At 73.3% G+C, this 14996-nt stretch carries 16 protein-coding genes, 1 tRNA gene and 1 pseudogene; 12 read left to right on the top strand and 6 right to left on the bottom strand.

Annotation, left to right across the window (positions count from 1 at the left end; all coding sequences use genetic code 11):
- Positions 1-167 precede the first annotated feature (167 nt).
- The 3 genes from ACVW07_RS04340 to ACVW07_RS04330 form a co-directional block, all read right to left on the bottom strand.
- Complete coding sequence (locus ACVW07_RS04340) at positions 168-1814, bottom strand: dipeptide ABC transporter ATP-binding protein (RefSeq protein ID WP_456818049.1); 1647 nt, start codon at positions 1812-1814, stop codon at positions 168-170.
- Entirely contained in the window at positions 1811-2671 is an 861-nt protein-coding gene (locus ACVW07_RS04335; RefSeq protein ID WP_456821024.1) for an ABC transporter permease, read from the bottom strand. Before ACVW07_RS04335 ends, ACVW07_RS04340 begins: the two co-directional genes overlap by 4 nt.
- Before the next feature lie 77 nt (positions 2672-2748).
- Positions 2749-3735, bottom strand: coding sequence for an ABC transporter permease (locus ACVW07_RS04330; protein ID WP_456818048.1), 987 nt, complete (start codon positions 3733-3735; stop codon positions 2749-2751).
- Between the two features lie 248 nt (positions 3736-3983).
- Here ACVW07_RS04330 and ACVW07_RS04325 point away from each other — a divergent pair, with 248 nt between their 5' ends.
- The 12 genes and pseudogenes from ACVW07_RS04325 to ppk2 all read left to right on the top strand — a co-directional run bounded on the left by ACVW07_RS04325 (position 3984) and on the right by ppk2 (position 13159).
- Positions 3984-4820 carry an NADPH-dependent oxidoreductase gene (locus ACVW07_RS04325; RefSeq protein ID WP_456818047.1) on the top strand — a complete coding sequence of 279 codons (837 nt, stop codon included), beginning with the start codon at positions 3984-3986 and terminating at the stop codon, positions 4818-4820.
- Positions 4821-4881: 61 nt separating this feature from the next.
- Positions 4882-5301 carry a rhodanese-like domain-containing protein gene (locus ACVW07_RS04320; RefSeq protein WP_456818046.1) on the top strand — a complete coding sequence of 140 codons (420 nt, stop codon included), beginning with the start codon at positions 4882-4884 and terminating at the stop codon, positions 5299-5301.
- A complete protein-coding gene (locus ACVW07_RS04315; protein ID WP_456818045.1) occupies positions 5298-5867 on the top strand; it encodes a GNAT family N-acetyltransferase in 570 nt (189 codons plus the stop codon). The genes ACVW07_RS04320 and ACVW07_RS04315 overlap by 4 nt, the downstream gene beginning before the upstream one ends.
- Positions 5864-6977, top strand: a pseudogene (locus ACVW07_RS04310) (LLM class flavin-dependent oxidoreductase). Before ACVW07_RS04315 ends, ACVW07_RS04310 begins: the two are co-directional and overlap by 4 nt.
- Positions 6978-7028: 51 nt before the next feature.
- Positions 7029-8342 carry a glutamate-5-semialdehyde dehydrogenase gene (locus ACVW07_RS04305; protein WP_456818044.1) on the top strand — a complete coding sequence of 438 codons (1314 nt, stop codon included), beginning with the start codon at positions 7029-7031 and terminating at the stop codon, positions 8340-8342.
- A gap of 57 nt (positions 8343-8399) precedes the next feature.
- Positions 8400-8555: a hypothetical protein gene (locus ACVW07_RS04300; RefSeq protein ID WP_456818043.1), complete on the top strand. Its 156-nt coding sequence runs from the start codon at positions 8400-8402 to the stop codon at positions 8553-8555.
- Between the two features lie 35 nt (positions 8556-8590).
- On the top strand, positions 8591-9187 hold the full coding sequence (gene nadD, locus ACVW07_RS04295) for a nicotinate-nucleotide adenylyltransferase (protein ID WP_456818042.1): 597 nt from the start codon (positions 8591-8593) through the stop codon (positions 9185-9187).
- Positions 9188-9981: 794 nt separating this feature from the next.
- Entirely contained in the window at positions 9982-10614 is a 633-nt protein-coding gene (locus tag ACVW07_RS04290) for a hypothetical protein (protein ID WP_456818041.1), read from the top strand.
- A gap of 23 nt (positions 10615-10637) precedes the next feature.
- Entirely contained in the window at positions 10638-11030 is a 393-nt protein-coding gene (gene rsfS / locus ACVW07_RS04285; RefSeq protein ID WP_456818040.1) for a ribosome silencing factor, read from the top strand.
- Positions 11027-11725, top strand: coding sequence for a histidine phosphatase family protein (locus ACVW07_RS04280; RefSeq protein ID WP_456818039.1), 699 nt, complete (start codon positions 11027-11029; stop codon positions 11723-11725). The genes rsfS and ACVW07_RS04280 overlap by 4 nt, the downstream gene beginning before the upstream one ends.
- An 84-nt stretch (positions 11726-11809) precedes the next feature.
- Positions 11810-11882 (top strand) — tRNA-Ala (locus tag ACVW07_RS04275).
- 347 nt (positions 11883-12229) lie between these two features.
- Entirely contained in the window at positions 12230-13159 is a 930-nt protein-coding gene (gene ppk2, locus ACVW07_RS04270) for a polyphosphate kinase 2 (protein WP_456818038.1), read from the top strand.
- Between the two features lie 27 nt (positions 13160-13186).
- On the opposite strand, the gene ACVW07_RS04265 is transcribed toward ppk2, so the two are convergent.
- The 3 genes from ACVW07_RS04265 to ACVW07_RS04255 are packed head-to-tail and all read right to left on the bottom strand — an operon-like array spanning position 13187 to position 14917.
- Positions 13187-13528 carry a DUF3349 domain-containing protein gene (locus ACVW07_RS04265; protein ID WP_456818037.1) on the bottom strand — a complete coding sequence of 114 codons (342 nt, stop codon included), beginning with the start codon at positions 13526-13528 and terminating at the stop codon, positions 13187-13189.
- The gene (locus tag ACVW07_RS04260; protein ID WP_456818036.1) at positions 13528-13764 is read right to left on the bottom strand and encodes a hypothetical protein; all 237 of its coding nucleotides are present in this window, start codon (positions 13762-13764) and stop codon (positions 13528-13530) included. The genes ACVW07_RS04265 and ACVW07_RS04260 overlap by 1 nt, the downstream gene beginning before the upstream one ends.
- Positions 13765-13777: 13 nt before the next feature.
- Positions 13778-14917 (bottom strand): anion permease, encoded by a 1140-nt coding sequence (locus ACVW07_RS04255; RefSeq protein ID WP_456818035.1) that lies wholly within the window; start codon positions 14915-14917, stop codon positions 13778-13780.
- Between the last annotated feature and the right edge of the window lie 79 nt (positions 14918-14996).

Raw genomic sequence — 14996 nt, 5'->3', positions numbered from 1 at the left:
GCTCCTGGGACGTGACGGACGTGCGTGAGGGGTGCATGGGGCGCGAACGATGGGGCGGGTAGCGAAGGTCGGTGGCGGGGCCGGCCCACGTCGGACGCGCCGCTTCCACCCCGCATCGGGTCAGGCCGGAGCAGTCGCCTCACGTGGGCCGCCGGGACAGCAGCCGGTCACGACGCACCTCCGGCGCCGGCGCGCACGCGGCTGCCCGGGATGGCGGACAGCAGCTCGGCCGTGTACTCGTCCTGCGGGTCGGCGAACACCTGCTCGACGGCGCCGTGCTCCACGACGCGCCCGCGGGACAGGACGAGGACCTCGTGGGCCACCTGTCGCACGACCGCGAGGTCGTGGGAGATGAACAGGTAGCTCAGCCCCAGCTCGTCCTGAAGTCCTGCGAGCAGGTCCAGGACCTGGGCCTGGACCGAGACGTCGAGCGCGGACACGGGCTCGTCGAGCACCACGGTCTCGGGGCGCAGCGCGAGCGCTCGGGCGATCGCGACGCGCTGCCGCTGGCCCCCGGAGAGCTCGGCGGGGCGGCGCTGCAGCGCGGTGGACGGCAGCGCGACGAGGTCGAGGAGCTCGGCAGCCCGGGCGGCCCGGTCGCGTCGGTCGCCGAGCCGGAAGGCCCCCAGCGGCTCGGTGACGATCCGTTCCACCGTCCAACTCGGGTCGAGCGACGCGTACGGGTTCTGGTAGACGACCTGCAGCCGCCGGCGCAACGCACGCAGCGCTGGCCCGCGGGCGGCGGTGACGTCCTGGCCGTCGACGAGCACGAAGCCGGACGTCGGGTCCGTGAGCCGCAGGGCCAGGCGCGCGGTGGTGGACTTGCCCGAGCCGGACTCGCCCACCAGGGCCAGCGTGCGCCCGCGAGGCAGGGCGAACGAGACGTCGTCGACGGCCCGCAGGCGTCCGCCGCCCGCCGAGCGGGGGAGCGGGAACTCCTTGACGAGGTGACGGACCTCCAGCGCGGTCGGGGGTGTCGCTGCCGTCGTCGGGGGTGCGGCGGCGCGGGTCCGTGCGCCGCGGAGGCTCGGCGCGGCCGCGAGGAGCGCCTGCGTGTACGGGTCCTGGGGCGAGCCCAGCACGGCGTCGGGGGTGCCTTCCTCGACGACGCGACCCTGCGACATGACGACGATCCGGTCCGCCCGGTCCGCCGCGACGCCGAGGTCGTGCGTGATGAGCAGGACGCCCGTCCCCGTGCCGGTGGTCAGCTCCTCGAGGTGGTCGAGGATCTGCCGCTGCACGGTGACGTCGAGCGCGCTGGTCGGCTCGTCCGCGACCAGCAGCCGCGGCTGTGCCACGAGCGCGATCGCGATGAGGACCCGCTGGCGCATCCCCCCGGAGAGCTCGTGCGGGTACTGCCGGGCGCGCACCTCGGGGTCCGGGAGGCCCGCCTTGCGCAGCGCCTCGACGGCGGCGACGGGCGCGGAGCGACGACCGACCAGGCCGTGGATGCGCAGCACCTCGGCGACCTGGTCACCGACCCGCTGGACAGGGTTGAGCGAGACCGTCGGGTCCTGCGGCACGAGCCCCACGAGCCGGCCCCGGACCGCCTGCAGCGCGCGCGGCGCGGCACGGGCGACGTCGTGCCCGAGCAGGTCGACGGTCCCGTGCTCGATCCGCGCGCCGGCGGCGAGGAGCCGGACGACGGCGGCCGCGGTCGTCGACTTCCCGGAGCCGGACTCGCCGACCAGCGCGACAGTCTCGCCCGCGTCGACGTGCAGCGAGACGTCCCGCACGGCGCGGACGTCTCCCCGGCTCGTCCGGTAGGTGACGGCGAGGTCGGTCACGGTCAGCAGCCGCTCACCCCCGGTCATCGGGTGCCCCGGTCGCCGTCGAGGGCCCTCGAGATCCGGCCGGCGGCCAGCACGCTGGCGGCGATCGTCAGGCCGGGCAGGGTCGTGAGCCACCAGGACGTCCGCAGGTAGTCCCGGCCGCCGGACACCAGCGCACCCCACTCGGGTGCGGGCGGCGGCTCGCCGTACCCGAGGAAGCTCAGTGCCGACACCGCGAGGATCGCGGCACCGAGCTCGAGGGCGGCGAGGACGACGACCGGTCCTGTCGAGTTCGGCAGCACGTGCCGGAGCAGCACCGACCACCAGCGGCTGCCGCCGGCGTGCGCGGCCTCGACGTAGACGGACGTGCGGACCCGCAGCACCTCGGACCGCATGATGCGCGCCACCGACGCCACGCTCGCGAGACCGACCGCGATCGCCACGTTGACGGTGCCGAATCCGAGAGCGGTGATGAGGGCGAGCGACAGCAGCAGGGACGGGATCGACAGCAGCACGTCGACCGTCCGCATCACGACGTCGTCGAGCACGCCACCGACGAAACCCGCCAGCAGGCCCAGCAGCGCGCCCACGACGAGGCCGACCCCGACGGCGACGAGCGCCGCCTGGAGCGTCAGGTGCGTGCCGTGGACCACACGCGTGAACAGGTCCCGGCCGAGCTGGTCGGTGCCGAACCAGTGCGCGGCCGACGGACCCTGCAGCTTGTCCGCCGGGACACCCGTCAGCGGGTCACCGGCAGCGAGCACGGCCGGGGCGAACGCGGCGAGCACCACGAGCGCCGCCCACACCACCGCGAGCACGAGCCCGGGCCGACGCAGCACCCCGACGACCCGACCGCGCCACAGGTGGCGGGCGACGAGGTCCTCCTCCCGACCGCGCACGCCGGCGTCGGCGGGGGCGGCGTGGCGGTCGGCGGGCTGCGTCGGCTCGGGGAGCGCGGTGCGCGCGTCGAGGGCGGTCACGCGGCACCCACCAGTGCGGGCTCGGTGGACCGGACCGCGACCGCGCGCGGCCGGCGGACCCGGACGACGCGCGGGTCGATCAGGGGGTACAGCACGTCCACCAGCAGGTTGACCAGCACGTACACGAGCGCCGCGAACAGGACGATGCCCTGCACCACGGGGATGTCCTGCGCGCCCACGGACGTCGCGGTCAGGCGGCCGACCCCGGCCCGGGAGAACACCGTCTCGGTGACCACCGCGCCGGACAGGAGCCCGCCGACCACCAGACCGGTGACGGTGAGCGTCGGCAGCGCCGCGTTGCGCAGCGCATGCGAGAGGTGCACCCGTGCGCGGCTGGCGCCCTTGGCCCGTGCCGTGTCCGCCCACGGCTCGTGCAGGGTGCCGAGCAGGCTCCGCGAGAGCATCTGCGCGATGAGCGCACCCGTGGGGAGCGCGAGCGTGACCGCCGGCAGCACCAGCGAGGAGAACCCCTTGTTCCCCACTGCGGGAAAGATCGGGAACGTGAACGAGAACCACTGCACGAGGGTGAGCCCGAACCAGAACGACGGGATCGCGACGCCCAGCGGCGGCAGCGACAGCAACGTCTGCGAGAGCGCGCGGCTGCGCACGTAGGTGGCCAGCACAGCGAGACCGCCGCCGAGCACCAGCGCGAGCACCAGGCCCAGCGCGGCGATCTGCGCCGTCGGAGGCACCGCCTCGGCGATCAGGGCGGCGACCGGCCGTCCGTTGACCACCGACGTGCCGAGGTCGCCGTGCAGGACCCGGCCGAGCTGGCGGACGTACTGGACCGGCAGAGGCTGGTCGAGGCCGTACTGGGCGCGCAGGTCGGCGAGCTGCTCCGGGGTGATGTCGCTGGACTCCGCGCCGTACATCAGCGAGACCGGGTCGCCGGGCAGCGCGTACAGGACGACGAACGTCACCGTGTACGCCGCCCAGAGGACACCGAGCGCCTGGGCCAGGCGGACGGCCAGGTAGCGGGTCATGGGGCTCCAGGTCGAGTGGGACGGGTCGTCGGAGACGCCGGAAGTTAGGGCGGAGGTCCAGGCGGGTCAAGGCCTCCTTCGTGGCGTCTCGACATGTGACAGCCGGCCGGGTCTGGCGTGGGCCGATGGCCGTTCCCGCGATGTGAGACGACGACGCGTTCCATTGACACGGGCCGGACGACCACCGACTCTGCGCCGCGCCCGACAGCTCCCGTCGAGCGACGCCGCGCCAACCCCCTGGAGCCCTCATGTCCGTCGACGTCGTCGACGAGCAGCCCACCGTCCGGGCCCTCGCCGACTCGCGCTACGGCGCCGCCGCACCCGCACGCCTGGTCTCGTCCGACGTGGTGGCGCTCCAGCTCGCGCACCGCTCCGTACGCCGCTACCTGCCCGACCCGGTGGACGACGACACGCTGGCCACCATCGTCGCCGCCGCGCAGTCGGCCGCCACGAGCTCGAACCTGCAGCTGTGGAGCGTGGTCGCCGTCCGCGACGACGACCGTCGGGCCGCGCTGTCGTCGTTGGCCGGCGACCAGGCGCACATCACGCAGGCACCGCTGCTGCTCGTCTGGCTCGTCGACCTCGCGCGTGCGCACGCCATCGCGGACCGGCACGACGCACCGACGGCGGGCGCCGGATATCTGGAGACCGCCGTCGTCGGGTTCGTCGACGCGGCGCTCGCGGCCCAGAACGCGGTGCTGGCCGCGGAGTCGCTCGGCCTCGGCACCGTGTACATCGGCGCCCTGCGGAACACGCCGGCGGACGTCGCCGCGCTGCTCGGCCTGCCCCGGCACGTCTTCGCCGCGTTCGGGCTCGTCGTCGGCCGCCCCGACCCGGACGAGGGCGCGCGCGTCAAGCCTCGTCTTCCGCAGTCCGCCGTGCTGCACCACGAGGTGTACGACGAGGACGCGCACCACGCCGCCGTCGACGGCTACGAGCGGACCATCGGCGAGTTCTACGCCCGCGAAGGACTGTCCCACTCGTGGGTCGAGCGGGTGCTGGCCCGCCTCGCCGGCCCGCACGCGCTCAACGGTCGCGACCGGTTGCGCGACGCGCTGGGGGCGCAGGGCTTCGAGCTGCGCTGACCCCACCACACGCGCGCCGTGCGGCCCGTGCCCGTCGTCCCCACCGATCCCCGGAGTGACCATGACCCGCTCGACCGCACCCGCCGAGGACCTCACCCTCGAGGAGGCCGGGGACCTCGCACCGCTCGTCGACCCCACGGAGGCCGCCGCACGCGTGACCGCCGGCGCGTTCCTCGTCGACGTCCGCAGCGAGGCCGGCCGGGCCCGCACGGGCGCGATCCCCGGCGCCACCGTGGTGGACCGCTACGACGTGGACGCCGACTTCGACCTGACCTCGTCGCTGCGGCTCCCGCCCGTGCTGTCCCTCGACACGCCGATCGTGGTGGTCTGCGGGTCGGTCCGCGGCTCCGGGCCGGTGGCGGCGGCGCTGCGCGACAAGGGCTTCACGAACGTCGTGCACGTGGACGGCGGCGCCGCCGCGTGGAAGGACGCCGGTCTGCCGATCGAGGAGCCCGTCGCGCCCGACGCGGTCGCTCGGTGACGCTCGACCGGCACTCCGCACCGGTGGGGGTGCGGATCCGGCTCGTCGCGTCCCACGAGCACGACGCGGTCGCCCGGCTCTCCCTCGCCGCGTACTCGCACGACTACGCGCTCAGCGACACCTACGCGGCGTCGCTCGTCGACGTGGCGACCCGGGCACGCGACGCGCAGGTGTGGGTCGCAGAGGACCTCGCGACCGGCGAGCTGCTCGGCACCGTCGCGACACCGCGTCCTGGTGAGCACATCTCGCCCCTCGGTCGGGACGGTGAGCTGGACTTCCGCCTGCTCGCGGTCGCCCCGTCGGCCCGGGGCCAGGGGGTCGGTGCGCTCCTCACCCGGTTCGTCGTCGAGCTGGCCCGGCAGCGAGGGCTGCACCGGGTCGTCATGAACTCCGGTCCGCGCATGACGGGGGCGCACCGGCTCTACCACCGCCTCGGGTTCGTCCGTCTCACGGACCGCGAGACCAGGGTCGTCGAGGGCGGCACGCTGCTCGCGTTCGGCCTGGACCTGCCCGTCGCGCCCGCCCGCCCCCAGCACGACCGCCTCGACGAAGGAGCACGTCCGTGAAGTTCCAGGTCCTCGACATCGTCCCGCACGCCCCCCACCCGGTCACCGGTGAGCTCGTGGACCCGTCGACCCGCTTGGAACGGGTCGTCGAGACGGCGGTGCTCGCCGAGGAGCTCGGCCTGGACTCGTTCGCCGTGGGGGAGCGGCACGCGGGCGACTTCCTGTCGTCCTCCCCGACGGTGCTGCTCGGCGCGCTCGCGCAGGCCACGGACCGCATCCTGCTCAGCACCGGCGTCACCGTCCTGTCGCTGCTCGACCCGGTCCGGGTCGCCGAGGACTACGCGACGATCGACCTTCTCTCGCGCGGCCGGCTGGAGATCGTCATCGGCAAGGGCAACGAGGACAAGCACTTCCCGCTTGTTCGGCCTCGACATCGCCCACCAGTACGACTACCTCGAGGAGAACTACGCGCTGCTGCGCCGCCTCCTGCGCGAGGAGCACGTCGACTGGGACGGCACCTTCCACGCGCCGCTGCGCGACGCCACCACCCTGCCCCGGCCGTTCGACGGGCCGTTCCGCGTGTGGCACGGGTCGGCGACCAGCAGGTTCGCGGTCGAGCACGCAGCCCGGTACGGCGACCCGATCTTCACCGCCAACGCCCTGCAGCCGCGCGAGGCGTACCAGGTGCTCATCGACCACTACCGCGAGCAGCTCGAGGTCCACGGGTTCGACCCGTCGGCCGCCTACGTCGGGTCGGGATCGGGCGGCCTGTTCCTCGCCGACACGACGGAGCAGGCGACCGCCCAGTACCGCGCCGTCTACGAGGGCTTCGCCGCCCGCGCCGCCGCTCGGCACGTCGGCGACGCACGCCCGGGGAAGGTCTCGTCGTTCGCCACGATCGAGGACGCGGTCGAGCGCGGGCCGGCGCTCGTCGGGTCGCCCGAGCGGGTCGCCGAGAAGATCCTCGACTACCACGGCTCGTACGGGCACGATTTGCAGTCCGTCTCGCTCAACCCGGTCCTGCCGTACGCGCAGCAGCACGACGTGCTGCGCCGGTTCGCCGAGGAGGTCGTGCCGCTCGTGCGTCGCGAGCTGTCGACGACGCTGTGGGGACCGGACGACGCGGGCCGTGCGCGCGGGCTGGTGACGTCGGACCCTGTGCTGACCTGACCGCCTGGACGGACGCCCCACCAGCGGCCGGGCCAGGACTACCCTGACGGGATGACCGCCTCCCTCGACACCCAGGTGCAGGACGACGCCCCCGCCCAGGTCGACGTGGCCGGCCAGGTCCGGGCCGTCGCGCAGCGCTCGAAGGTGGCGGCGCGGTCGCTCGCGACGGCGACGCGCGGGACCAAGGACGCGGCCCTCCTGGCGCTCGCGGACGCGCTCGTGGCGGCGTCCGACCAGATCATCGCGGCGAACGCGGTGGACCTGGTCCGGGGCAACGAGAACGGCACGTCCGCGGGCCTGCTGGACAGGCTGGCGCTCACGCCTGAGCGGATCGAGGCGATCGCCGACGCGCTGCGCGAGCTCGCCGGGCTGCCGGACCCGGTCGGTGAGGTGGTGCGTGGCTCGACGCTCCCCAACGGGCTGCGCCTGCGGCAGGTCCGGGTGCCGATGGGCGTCGTCGGGATGATCTACGAGGCCCGGCCCAACGTCACGGTCGACGCCGCCGGGCTCGCGCTCAAGAGCGGCAACGCCGTGATCCTGCGCGGCGGGACGGCCGCTGCCGAGTCGAACGCGGTGATCGTCGACGTCCTGTCCCGAGCTCTCGTCGCGCAGCGGCTGCCCGGTGACCTCGTCCAGTCGATCGACGCGTACGGGCGCGAGGGGGCCGTGGCGCTCATGCATGCCCGCGGGCTCGTCGACGTGCTGGTGCCGCGCGGGGGAGCGGACCTCATCCGGACCGTCGTGCAGGAGTCCACGGTGCCCGTCGTCGAGACGGGCGTCGGCAACGTGCACCTCTACGTGGACGAGAGCGCCGACCTCTCCGTCGCCCTGCCGATCGTGCTCAACGCGAAGACGCAGCGCGTCGGCGTCTGCAACGCGCTCGAGACGCTGCTCGTGCATCGGGACGTCGCCGAGGAGTTCCTCCCGGTCGCGATCGCGGCGCTCGCGGACGAGGGCGTCACCGTGCACGGCGACGAGGCGACCCTGCGGCTCGCGCCGGACGAGGCCGACGTGGTGCCCGCCACCGACCAGGACTGGGCCACGGAGTACCTGTCGCTCGACCTCGCCGTCCGCGTGGTCGATGACCTGGACCAGGCCCTGGAGCACATCCGGACGTGGAGCAGCGGACACACGGAGGCGATCGTCACGCAGGACCTCGCCGCATCCGAGCGGTTCGTTGCGGAGGTCGACTCCGCGGCCGTCATGGTGAACGCCTCGACCCGGTTCACCGACGGCGGGCAGTTCGGCCTGGGCGCCGAGATCGGTATCTCGACGCAGAAGCTGCATGCCCGCGGACCCATGGGGCTCGCCGAGCTCACCACCACCAAGTGGATCGTCCACGGGGACGGTCACGTCCGGCCCTGACGGCACATCCCACCGTGCGACACTTGTCGCTCACTCCCACCCCCCAGGAGGATTGACGTGCACGCTGCCCTGATCACCGCCGCCGCGGAGGCTGCCGAGCAGACGCGCGAGCTGCCTTTCTCGCCCGTCGTCTTCGGTGTCGGTGCGTTCGTCGGCCTCGTCGCGATGCTGCTCGTCACCTACGCCTTCCGGAGCGTCGGGACGCGTCACTGACCGGCGCCACCGGTCAGACGTGGGGACCCGGAGCGATGACACGACGACCTCGCGTCGGGGTGATGGGCGGCACGTTCGACCCGGTGCACCACGGCCACCTCGTGGCCGCGAGCGAGGTCGCCGCGCGGTTCGACCTCGACGAGGTCGTGTTCGTGCCGACCGGCCACCCCACGTTCAAGCAGGCGCAGGAAGTCACGGTCGCCGAGCACCGGTACCTGATGACCGTCATCGCGACCGCGTCGAACCCCAGCTTCACCGTGAGCAGGGTGGACGTCGACCGGGAGGGGCTGACGTTCACGGTGGACACCCTGCGTGACCTCAAGGCGCAGCGTCCGGACGCCGAACTGTTCTTCATCACCGGAGCCGACGCCATCGAGCAGATCCTCACGTGGAAGGATGCTGAGGAGCTGTTCACGATGGCGCAGTTCGTGGCGGTGACCCGTCCCGGGCACGCGTTGTCCGTCGACGGCCTGCCTGGTGACCGGGTGCACGTCCTCGAGATCCCCGCGCTGGCGATCTCGTCGACCGACGTCCGGGAGCGTGCCCGAGCCGGGCAGCCCGTCTGGTACCTGGTACCGGACGGGGTGGTCCAGTACATCGCGAAACACCGGTTGTATCGAGGTCAGTCATGAGTGAACCAGGAGAGCGGCGCCGACGTCGCGAGCTCGAGCGCGCCGCGGACGAGGGTGGGAACCCGGTGTCGACGGACGGTGACGGCGGGGCTCCTGGCGACGCCGCGGGTCCGGTGTCCCGGCGCGCGATGCGCGCCCCGGCCGAGTCGCCGCAGGTCCCGTCGTGGTCGGCGCAGCAGACCCCCGAGGCACCGGCCCGTTCCCGGCGGTCGATCCGTGACACGTCGCTCGACCCGACGAGCACGTCCCGCATCCCCCCGGTCCCCGGCGGGTCCGGCACGCCCGCGTGGTCCGCTCAGCCGAGCCAGCCCGCCGCGACGGCCCAGCGTCCTGCGCCGGCGTCGTCACCGGCGCGGCCGGCGCCTGCCGCACAGCCGGCGCGCCCGGCTGCGGCCCCGCAGCAGACCCGTCCGTCGCCGGGTGCCGCGTCGACCGGGACCGCGTCAGCGCCGCCGCGTCCCGCCTCAGCTCCAGCCGGTCAGCGGCCTCCCGCGCCGGCACCCGTGCCGTGGGGGCAGCCGCCCGCCGGTTCCCCGGCCGCCGGCTGGGGTGGGTCGTCCGCCGGTGGCCAGGCGAGCGCGCCCGCTGTCGGCGCGCCGTCCGTGCCGCCGCGACGAGCCACGTCTGCTGCCGGGGCGGCCACGTCCCGGCCGGGCGGTGAGCCGTCGTGGTCCCCGTCGCCGTCCGCCCAGCCGCCGTCCGCCCAGCCGGCGTCCTCGCAGCCGGCGTCCTCGCAGGCAGCCGCGTCGCAGCTCGCGCCCTCGCAGCCCGACCCGTCGCGGCAGGCAACCCGGGTGCCGGGGCGGCAGGCTTCGTCCCCTCAGCCGTCGCCGAGCCCGTCCGCCTGGGGTGCTCCCGCCGGCGCCGCGCCGCCGACCCCTGCACCGTCGGCCTGGCAGACACCGCCGAGCCACGCACCGTCCACGGACGGTCGGTCGCCGGCCTGGCAGCCCGGCGACGCGGCCGGGAGCGGCACCTCGTCGCCCGCGGCCGCGCCGTGGCAGGCGTCCACCTCGTCGTCGGCCGGGGCCGCGCCGGCCGCGTGGGTCCCCACCCCCGCACCGGCACCGGCGCCCGGCCCGGCAACCGCGGAGCCCGCCGTCCCAGCCCCGCGCTGGGGCGGGTCGTCCGCACCGTCCACGGGGTTCGGCGCGGCGCCGTTCGGGGAGCCCGAAGCCGTACCGAGCCCACGTCCCGCCGACGAGCTCGACGACGAGGACGAGGACGACGAGGACGACGAGAGTCGACCGCGGCACCCGTACACGTGGCTGCACCTCATCGTGCTGGCGCTGGTGGCCTTCGTGCTCGGGTTCCTCATCACCTTGCTCCTGACGAGGGAGCCCGCTGACGGCGACAAGAGTGCCGCGCCCGTCGGACCCGTCACCATGACGACCGGTCAGGTCGTCGGCGGCGCCGGCACGACCTGACCCCCCACCACCCGAGGAGATCTGTGCCCGCCACCGAACGAGCCGTCGAGCTGGCCATCGCTGCGGCCCGCGCCGCCGCCGACATCAAGGCCGAGGAGATCATCGCTCTCGACGTGAGCGAGCAGCTCGTCCTCACGGACGTGTTCCTCATCGCGTCCGGCACCAACGAGCGGCAGGTCGGGGCCATCGTCGACGCGGTCGAGGAAGCGCTGTTCCACCTCGGCGCCAAGCCCGTCCGGCGCGAGGGCAAGGCCGCAGGCCGCTGGGTGCTCGTCGACTTCGGCGACGTCGTGGTGCACGTCCAGCACCAGGAGGACCGGGTGTACTACGCGCTCGAGCGCCTCTGGAAGGACTGCCCCGTCATCGACCTTCCTGCCGACGCTCGTGGCGGTGCCGGCCAGGGTCCGGAGGCGTGACCGCCGCTCGACTGCTGCTCGTCCGGCACGGGCGGACGGCGTACAACGCCGGCGCCCGGCTGCAGGGCCAGGTCGACATCCCGCTGGACGACGTCGGACGCTGGCAGGCCCGCACCGCCTCGGCCCTGCTGCTGGCCCGGCACACGCCGACCCGCATCGTCGCCTCGGACCTCAGCCGTGCCCTGGAGACGGCGCAGCTGCTCGGACGCGCCGCGGGCCTGGACGTCGAGACGGACACGAGGCTGCGCGAGCGCGGGTTCGGGATCTGGGAGGGTCTCACGGGCGACGAGATCAACCTCCGCTGGCCCGGGGAGTTCGCCGTGTGGCGTGGCGGTGGCGAGCCCGCCGGTGTCGGTGCCGAGACCCGGGCCCAGGTCGCCGCACGAGCCGGCGCGGCGTTGCTCGAGCTCACCACGGACCTGGAAGGGGACCAGACGCTCGTCGTGGTCTCGCACGGCTCCGCGATCACGTCCATGATGGCCGTGCTCCTCGGCCTCGACCCGGGCTCGCACGCCTTCGCCGGGATGCACAACGTGCACTGGGCCGAGCTCGTCCGTGCCGGTTCCGGGCTGGAGCCGGCCTGGCGCCTGCTGGGCTACAACCTCGGACCGACAGACGCGTCGTCCGACTGGAGCGCGGGGCCGGACATCCGGCGCGAGTCCGACCAGGACGCGGAGACGCGGGACCCCGATTAGCGTTTGGGCACGCGTTCGTCCTAGACTCTCCGAGCGCCCACGGGCGTGGTGGTCCGCTTCTGGCGGGCTGTCGAGCAGGACAACGGGGCTGTGGCGCAGCTGGTAGCGCACCTGCATGGCATGCAGGGGGTCAGGGGTTCGAATCCCCTCAGCTCCACCGAAGTTGCAGGTCAGAGGCCACGTCGGGATCCTGAGCACAGGAGCCGGACGTGGCCGCTGATGTTCTGGTGGCGTCTCATCAGCCGCGACTCGACCTCGCGTGGTCGCGTCTCGGGCCCCGAACGAGCGGGTGCCGAGCCGGTGGCCGAGCAGCGGGCAGCCGACGACCGGGACGTCGCGAGGATCTGGGAGCGCGGCTCGAACCGGAGCCTCGGGATGCTGCCGTCGACACCGGCAGAGACTGCGCTTCGGTCCGATCCCGCCGTGGCGGGCAACGTGGCGCTCCCGCCGGGGGCGACTCGACCGGCTGCGGTCCACACACCGCCCACCTGGCAGGAGGATCCGATGGACCCCACGTTCGATCTCGACGGTGTCGAGCCCGATGCCGAGGACAACCTGCGCGAGTACATCGACCGCCTGGTTGCGGAGGGGTACAGCGTTGCCGGGGGCGAGGGTGCGGACCCGGTCCTCATCGACCCGGGTGGCAAGGCGGTCGAGACGTGGCGCGACGACTATCCCTACGACGAGCTCATGGACCGAGACGAGTACGAGGCGGAGAAGTACCGCCTGCAGATCGAGCTGCTCAAGCTGCAGTACTCGGCGGAGGACCACGGCGAGCGTCACATCGTCGTGTTCGAGGGCCGCGACGCGGCCGGCAAGGGTGGGACGATCAAGCGCTTCGTCGAGCACCTCAACCCACGAGCGGCACGGGTCGTCGCGCTCGGCAAGCCCACGAGCAACGAGCAGGGCCAGTGGTACTTCCAGCGCTACGTCCAGCACTTCCCCACGCAGGGCGAGATCGTGCTGTTCGACCGGTCCTGGTACAACCGGGCGGGTGTCGAGCGCGTGATGGGCTTCTGCTCCGACGAGGAGTACGCCGCGTTCATGCGGCAGGCGCCCGACTTCGAGAGGCTCATCGTCGACGACGGGACCCACCTGACGAAGTTCTGGTTCTCGGTCACCCGGCGTGAGCAGCGCACCCGGTTCGCCATCCGTCAGATCGACCCCGTCCGCCGCTGGAAGCTGTCGCCGATGGACCTGGAGTCGCTCGGCCGCTGGGAGGAGTACTCCGCGGCGAAGGAGGCCATGTTCGCCGGGACCGACACCGACCATGCGCCGTGGATCTGGGTCCGGAGCAACGACAAGAAGCGCGCCCGGCTGAACGCGATGCGCCACTTCCTCAGCCAGTTCGACTACGACGGCAAGAACGAGGACGTCATCGGCGAGGTCGACCCGCTCATCGTCCAGCGCGGACGCATCACCTCCGGCGACTGACCGACCGGGACGACCTCCCTCCGCAGGTCAGCGTCCTGTCGCAGAATCCTGGGTCTGGGCATCCGCGGCGTCGACGTCCGCGAGGGGCCACCCGACGGCGGCGAGCAGCGCGCTGACACGTGCGATGTCGCTGTCCAGCGGTTCGGCGTCGACGAGCTCCTCGATCTGCTCACCCACGACTGCGCGGGTGGCTCCGCCGTCCGGGTGGAGCAGCACGATGCGGTCCACGACCTCCACCATCTCCTCGGCGGTCAGCTTCCGCCGCAGGAGGGCGAGCAGAGCCACGTAGTCGCGCTCGGGGACACCGGTGGGGTAGCCGGCGCGCAGCCACTCGGCGACTCGGCGAACGACGCTCGGCCGCCGGACCATCACGTGCCTCCCGTGAGGATGCGGACCACACCGAACACGACGGCCCCGAGCGCGACACCGAAGCAGAGCACCGCCGCGCCCGTGCGCCAGGCGACTCGTGGCGCACCGGGTGCTGCTCCCTCGGCGGGCGCGAGGGCGCGCACGCCGAGCGCGAACAAGGCCGGGATCCCAGCGCCGAACAGGAGGCCGGCGACCAGCACCTTGCCGAAGGTCTCGCCGTCGATGTAGCTGCCCATGTCTGGTGTCCTCTCAGACCATCGCCGGTCGTGGTTCACCGACCGGCGGGGCCCACTCGTCGTTGACGTTGCGGTCGTTCACCGCCGAGCCGCGTGACGCCAACCACAGGCCGGCCGACGCGCAGACCAGGAGCGCCAGGACGATCAGGGTGCCCGCAGGTCCGTCCAGCCACAGCTGGATGCCCTCTGCCGCCGCCCCTACCGACGCGGCCGCCGGCAGGGTGATGAGCCAGGCCGCGACCATCCGGCGGGCGGTGCTCCACCTGACCTCGGTGCGTCGTCCCACGCCCGATCCCATGATCGAGCCGCTGGCCACCTGGGTCGTCGACAACGGGTAGCCGAACTGGGACGAGGCGAGGATCACGGCCGCCGAGGACGTCTCGGCGGCGAGCCCCTGCGGCGACTCGATGTCGACGAGTCCCTTGCCCAACGTCCGGATCACCCGCCACCCGCCGACGTAGGTGCCGAGGCCGATCGCCAGCGCGCAGCTGACGATGACCCACGGTGGAACGGCGGAACCCTCGGGCAGTTGGCCGGCGGCCACGAGTGCGAGGAGCAGGATGCCCATCGTCTTCTGGGCGTCGTTGGTGCCGTGGGCCAGGGAGACCAGCGACGCGGAGCCGACCTGCCCCCACCGGAACTCGGTGGCGCGGTCGCCACGCGGCATCCCGCGGGTGATCCGGTACACGAGCCAGGTGCCGGTGGCCGCCACGAGACCCGCGACGACCGGGGCGAGGATCGCAGGGAGCACGACCTTCGAGAGCAGGCCGTCCCATTGCACGCCGGAGGCTCCGGCCGCGGCGAGCACAGCCCCGACCAGGCCGCCGATCAGGGCGTGGGACGAGCTGGACGGCAAGCCGAAGTACCAGGTGGTGAGGTTCCAGATGATGCCGCCGCAGAGGCCGGCGAACACGACGGGAAGCGTCACGGCGTCCTGGTCCACGATGCCGTTCGCGATGGTCGCCGCGACGGTCAGGGACAGGAACGCGCCCGCGACATTGAGGATGGCGGAGAGCAGCACGGCGGTCTTCGGCCGCAGGGCCTTCGTGGCGATCGAGGTCGCCATGGCGTTCGCCGTGTCGTGGAAGCCGTTCGTGAAGTCGAACGCGAGTGCGGTGACGACCACCAGCACGAGCAGAGGGATACCAGTCACTCCTCGACGGTCCGACCGGTCACGGCCACGGTGCAACCCGTGGGGACAGTGTTCATCTCCCATTCACCTCGACGTCAGC

The sequence above is a fragment of the Cellulomonas sp. URHB0016 genome (assembly GCF_054057935.1).
The sequence above is the reverse complement of the archived record's forward strand: the minus strand, read 5'-3'. Positions and strand labels throughout refer to the sequence as shown.

Coding starts and splice junctions, on each gene's coding strand:
- nadD (WP_456818042.1), top strand. CDS start 8,591: ATGACACGACGACCTCGCGTCGGGGTGATGGGCGGCACGTTCGACCCG.
- ACVW07_RS04260 (WP_456818036.1), bottom strand. CDS start 13,764: ATGGGCAGCTACATCGACGGCGAGACCTTCGGCAAGGTGCTGGTCGCC.
- ACVW07_RS04340 (WP_456818049.1), bottom strand. CDS start 1,814: ATGACCGGGGGTGAGCGGCTGCTGACCGTGACCGACCTCGCCGTCACC.
- ACVW07_RS04320 (WP_456818046.1), top strand. CDS start 4,882: ATGACCCGCTCGACCGCACCCGCCGAGGACCTCACCCTCGAGGAGGCC.
- ACVW07_RS04305 (WP_456818044.1), top strand. CDS start 7,029: ATGACCGCCTCCCTCGACACCCAGGTGCAGGACGACGCCCCCGCCCAG.
- ppk2 (WP_456818038.1), top strand. CDS start 12,230: ATGGACCCCACGTTCGATCTCGACGGTGTCGAGCCCGATGCCGAGGAC.
- ACVW07_RS04330 (WP_456818048.1), bottom strand. CDS start 3,735: ATGACCCGCTACCTGGCCGTCCGCCTGGCCCAGGCGCTCGGTGTCCTC.
- ACVW07_RS04265 (WP_456818037.1), bottom strand. CDS start 13,528: ATGGTCCGGCGGCCGAGCGTCGTTCGCCGAGTCGCCGAGTGGCTGCGC.
- ACVW07_RS04325 (WP_456818047.1), top strand. CDS start 3,984: ATGTCCGTCGACGTCGTCGACGAGCAGCCCACCGTCCGGGCCCTCGCC.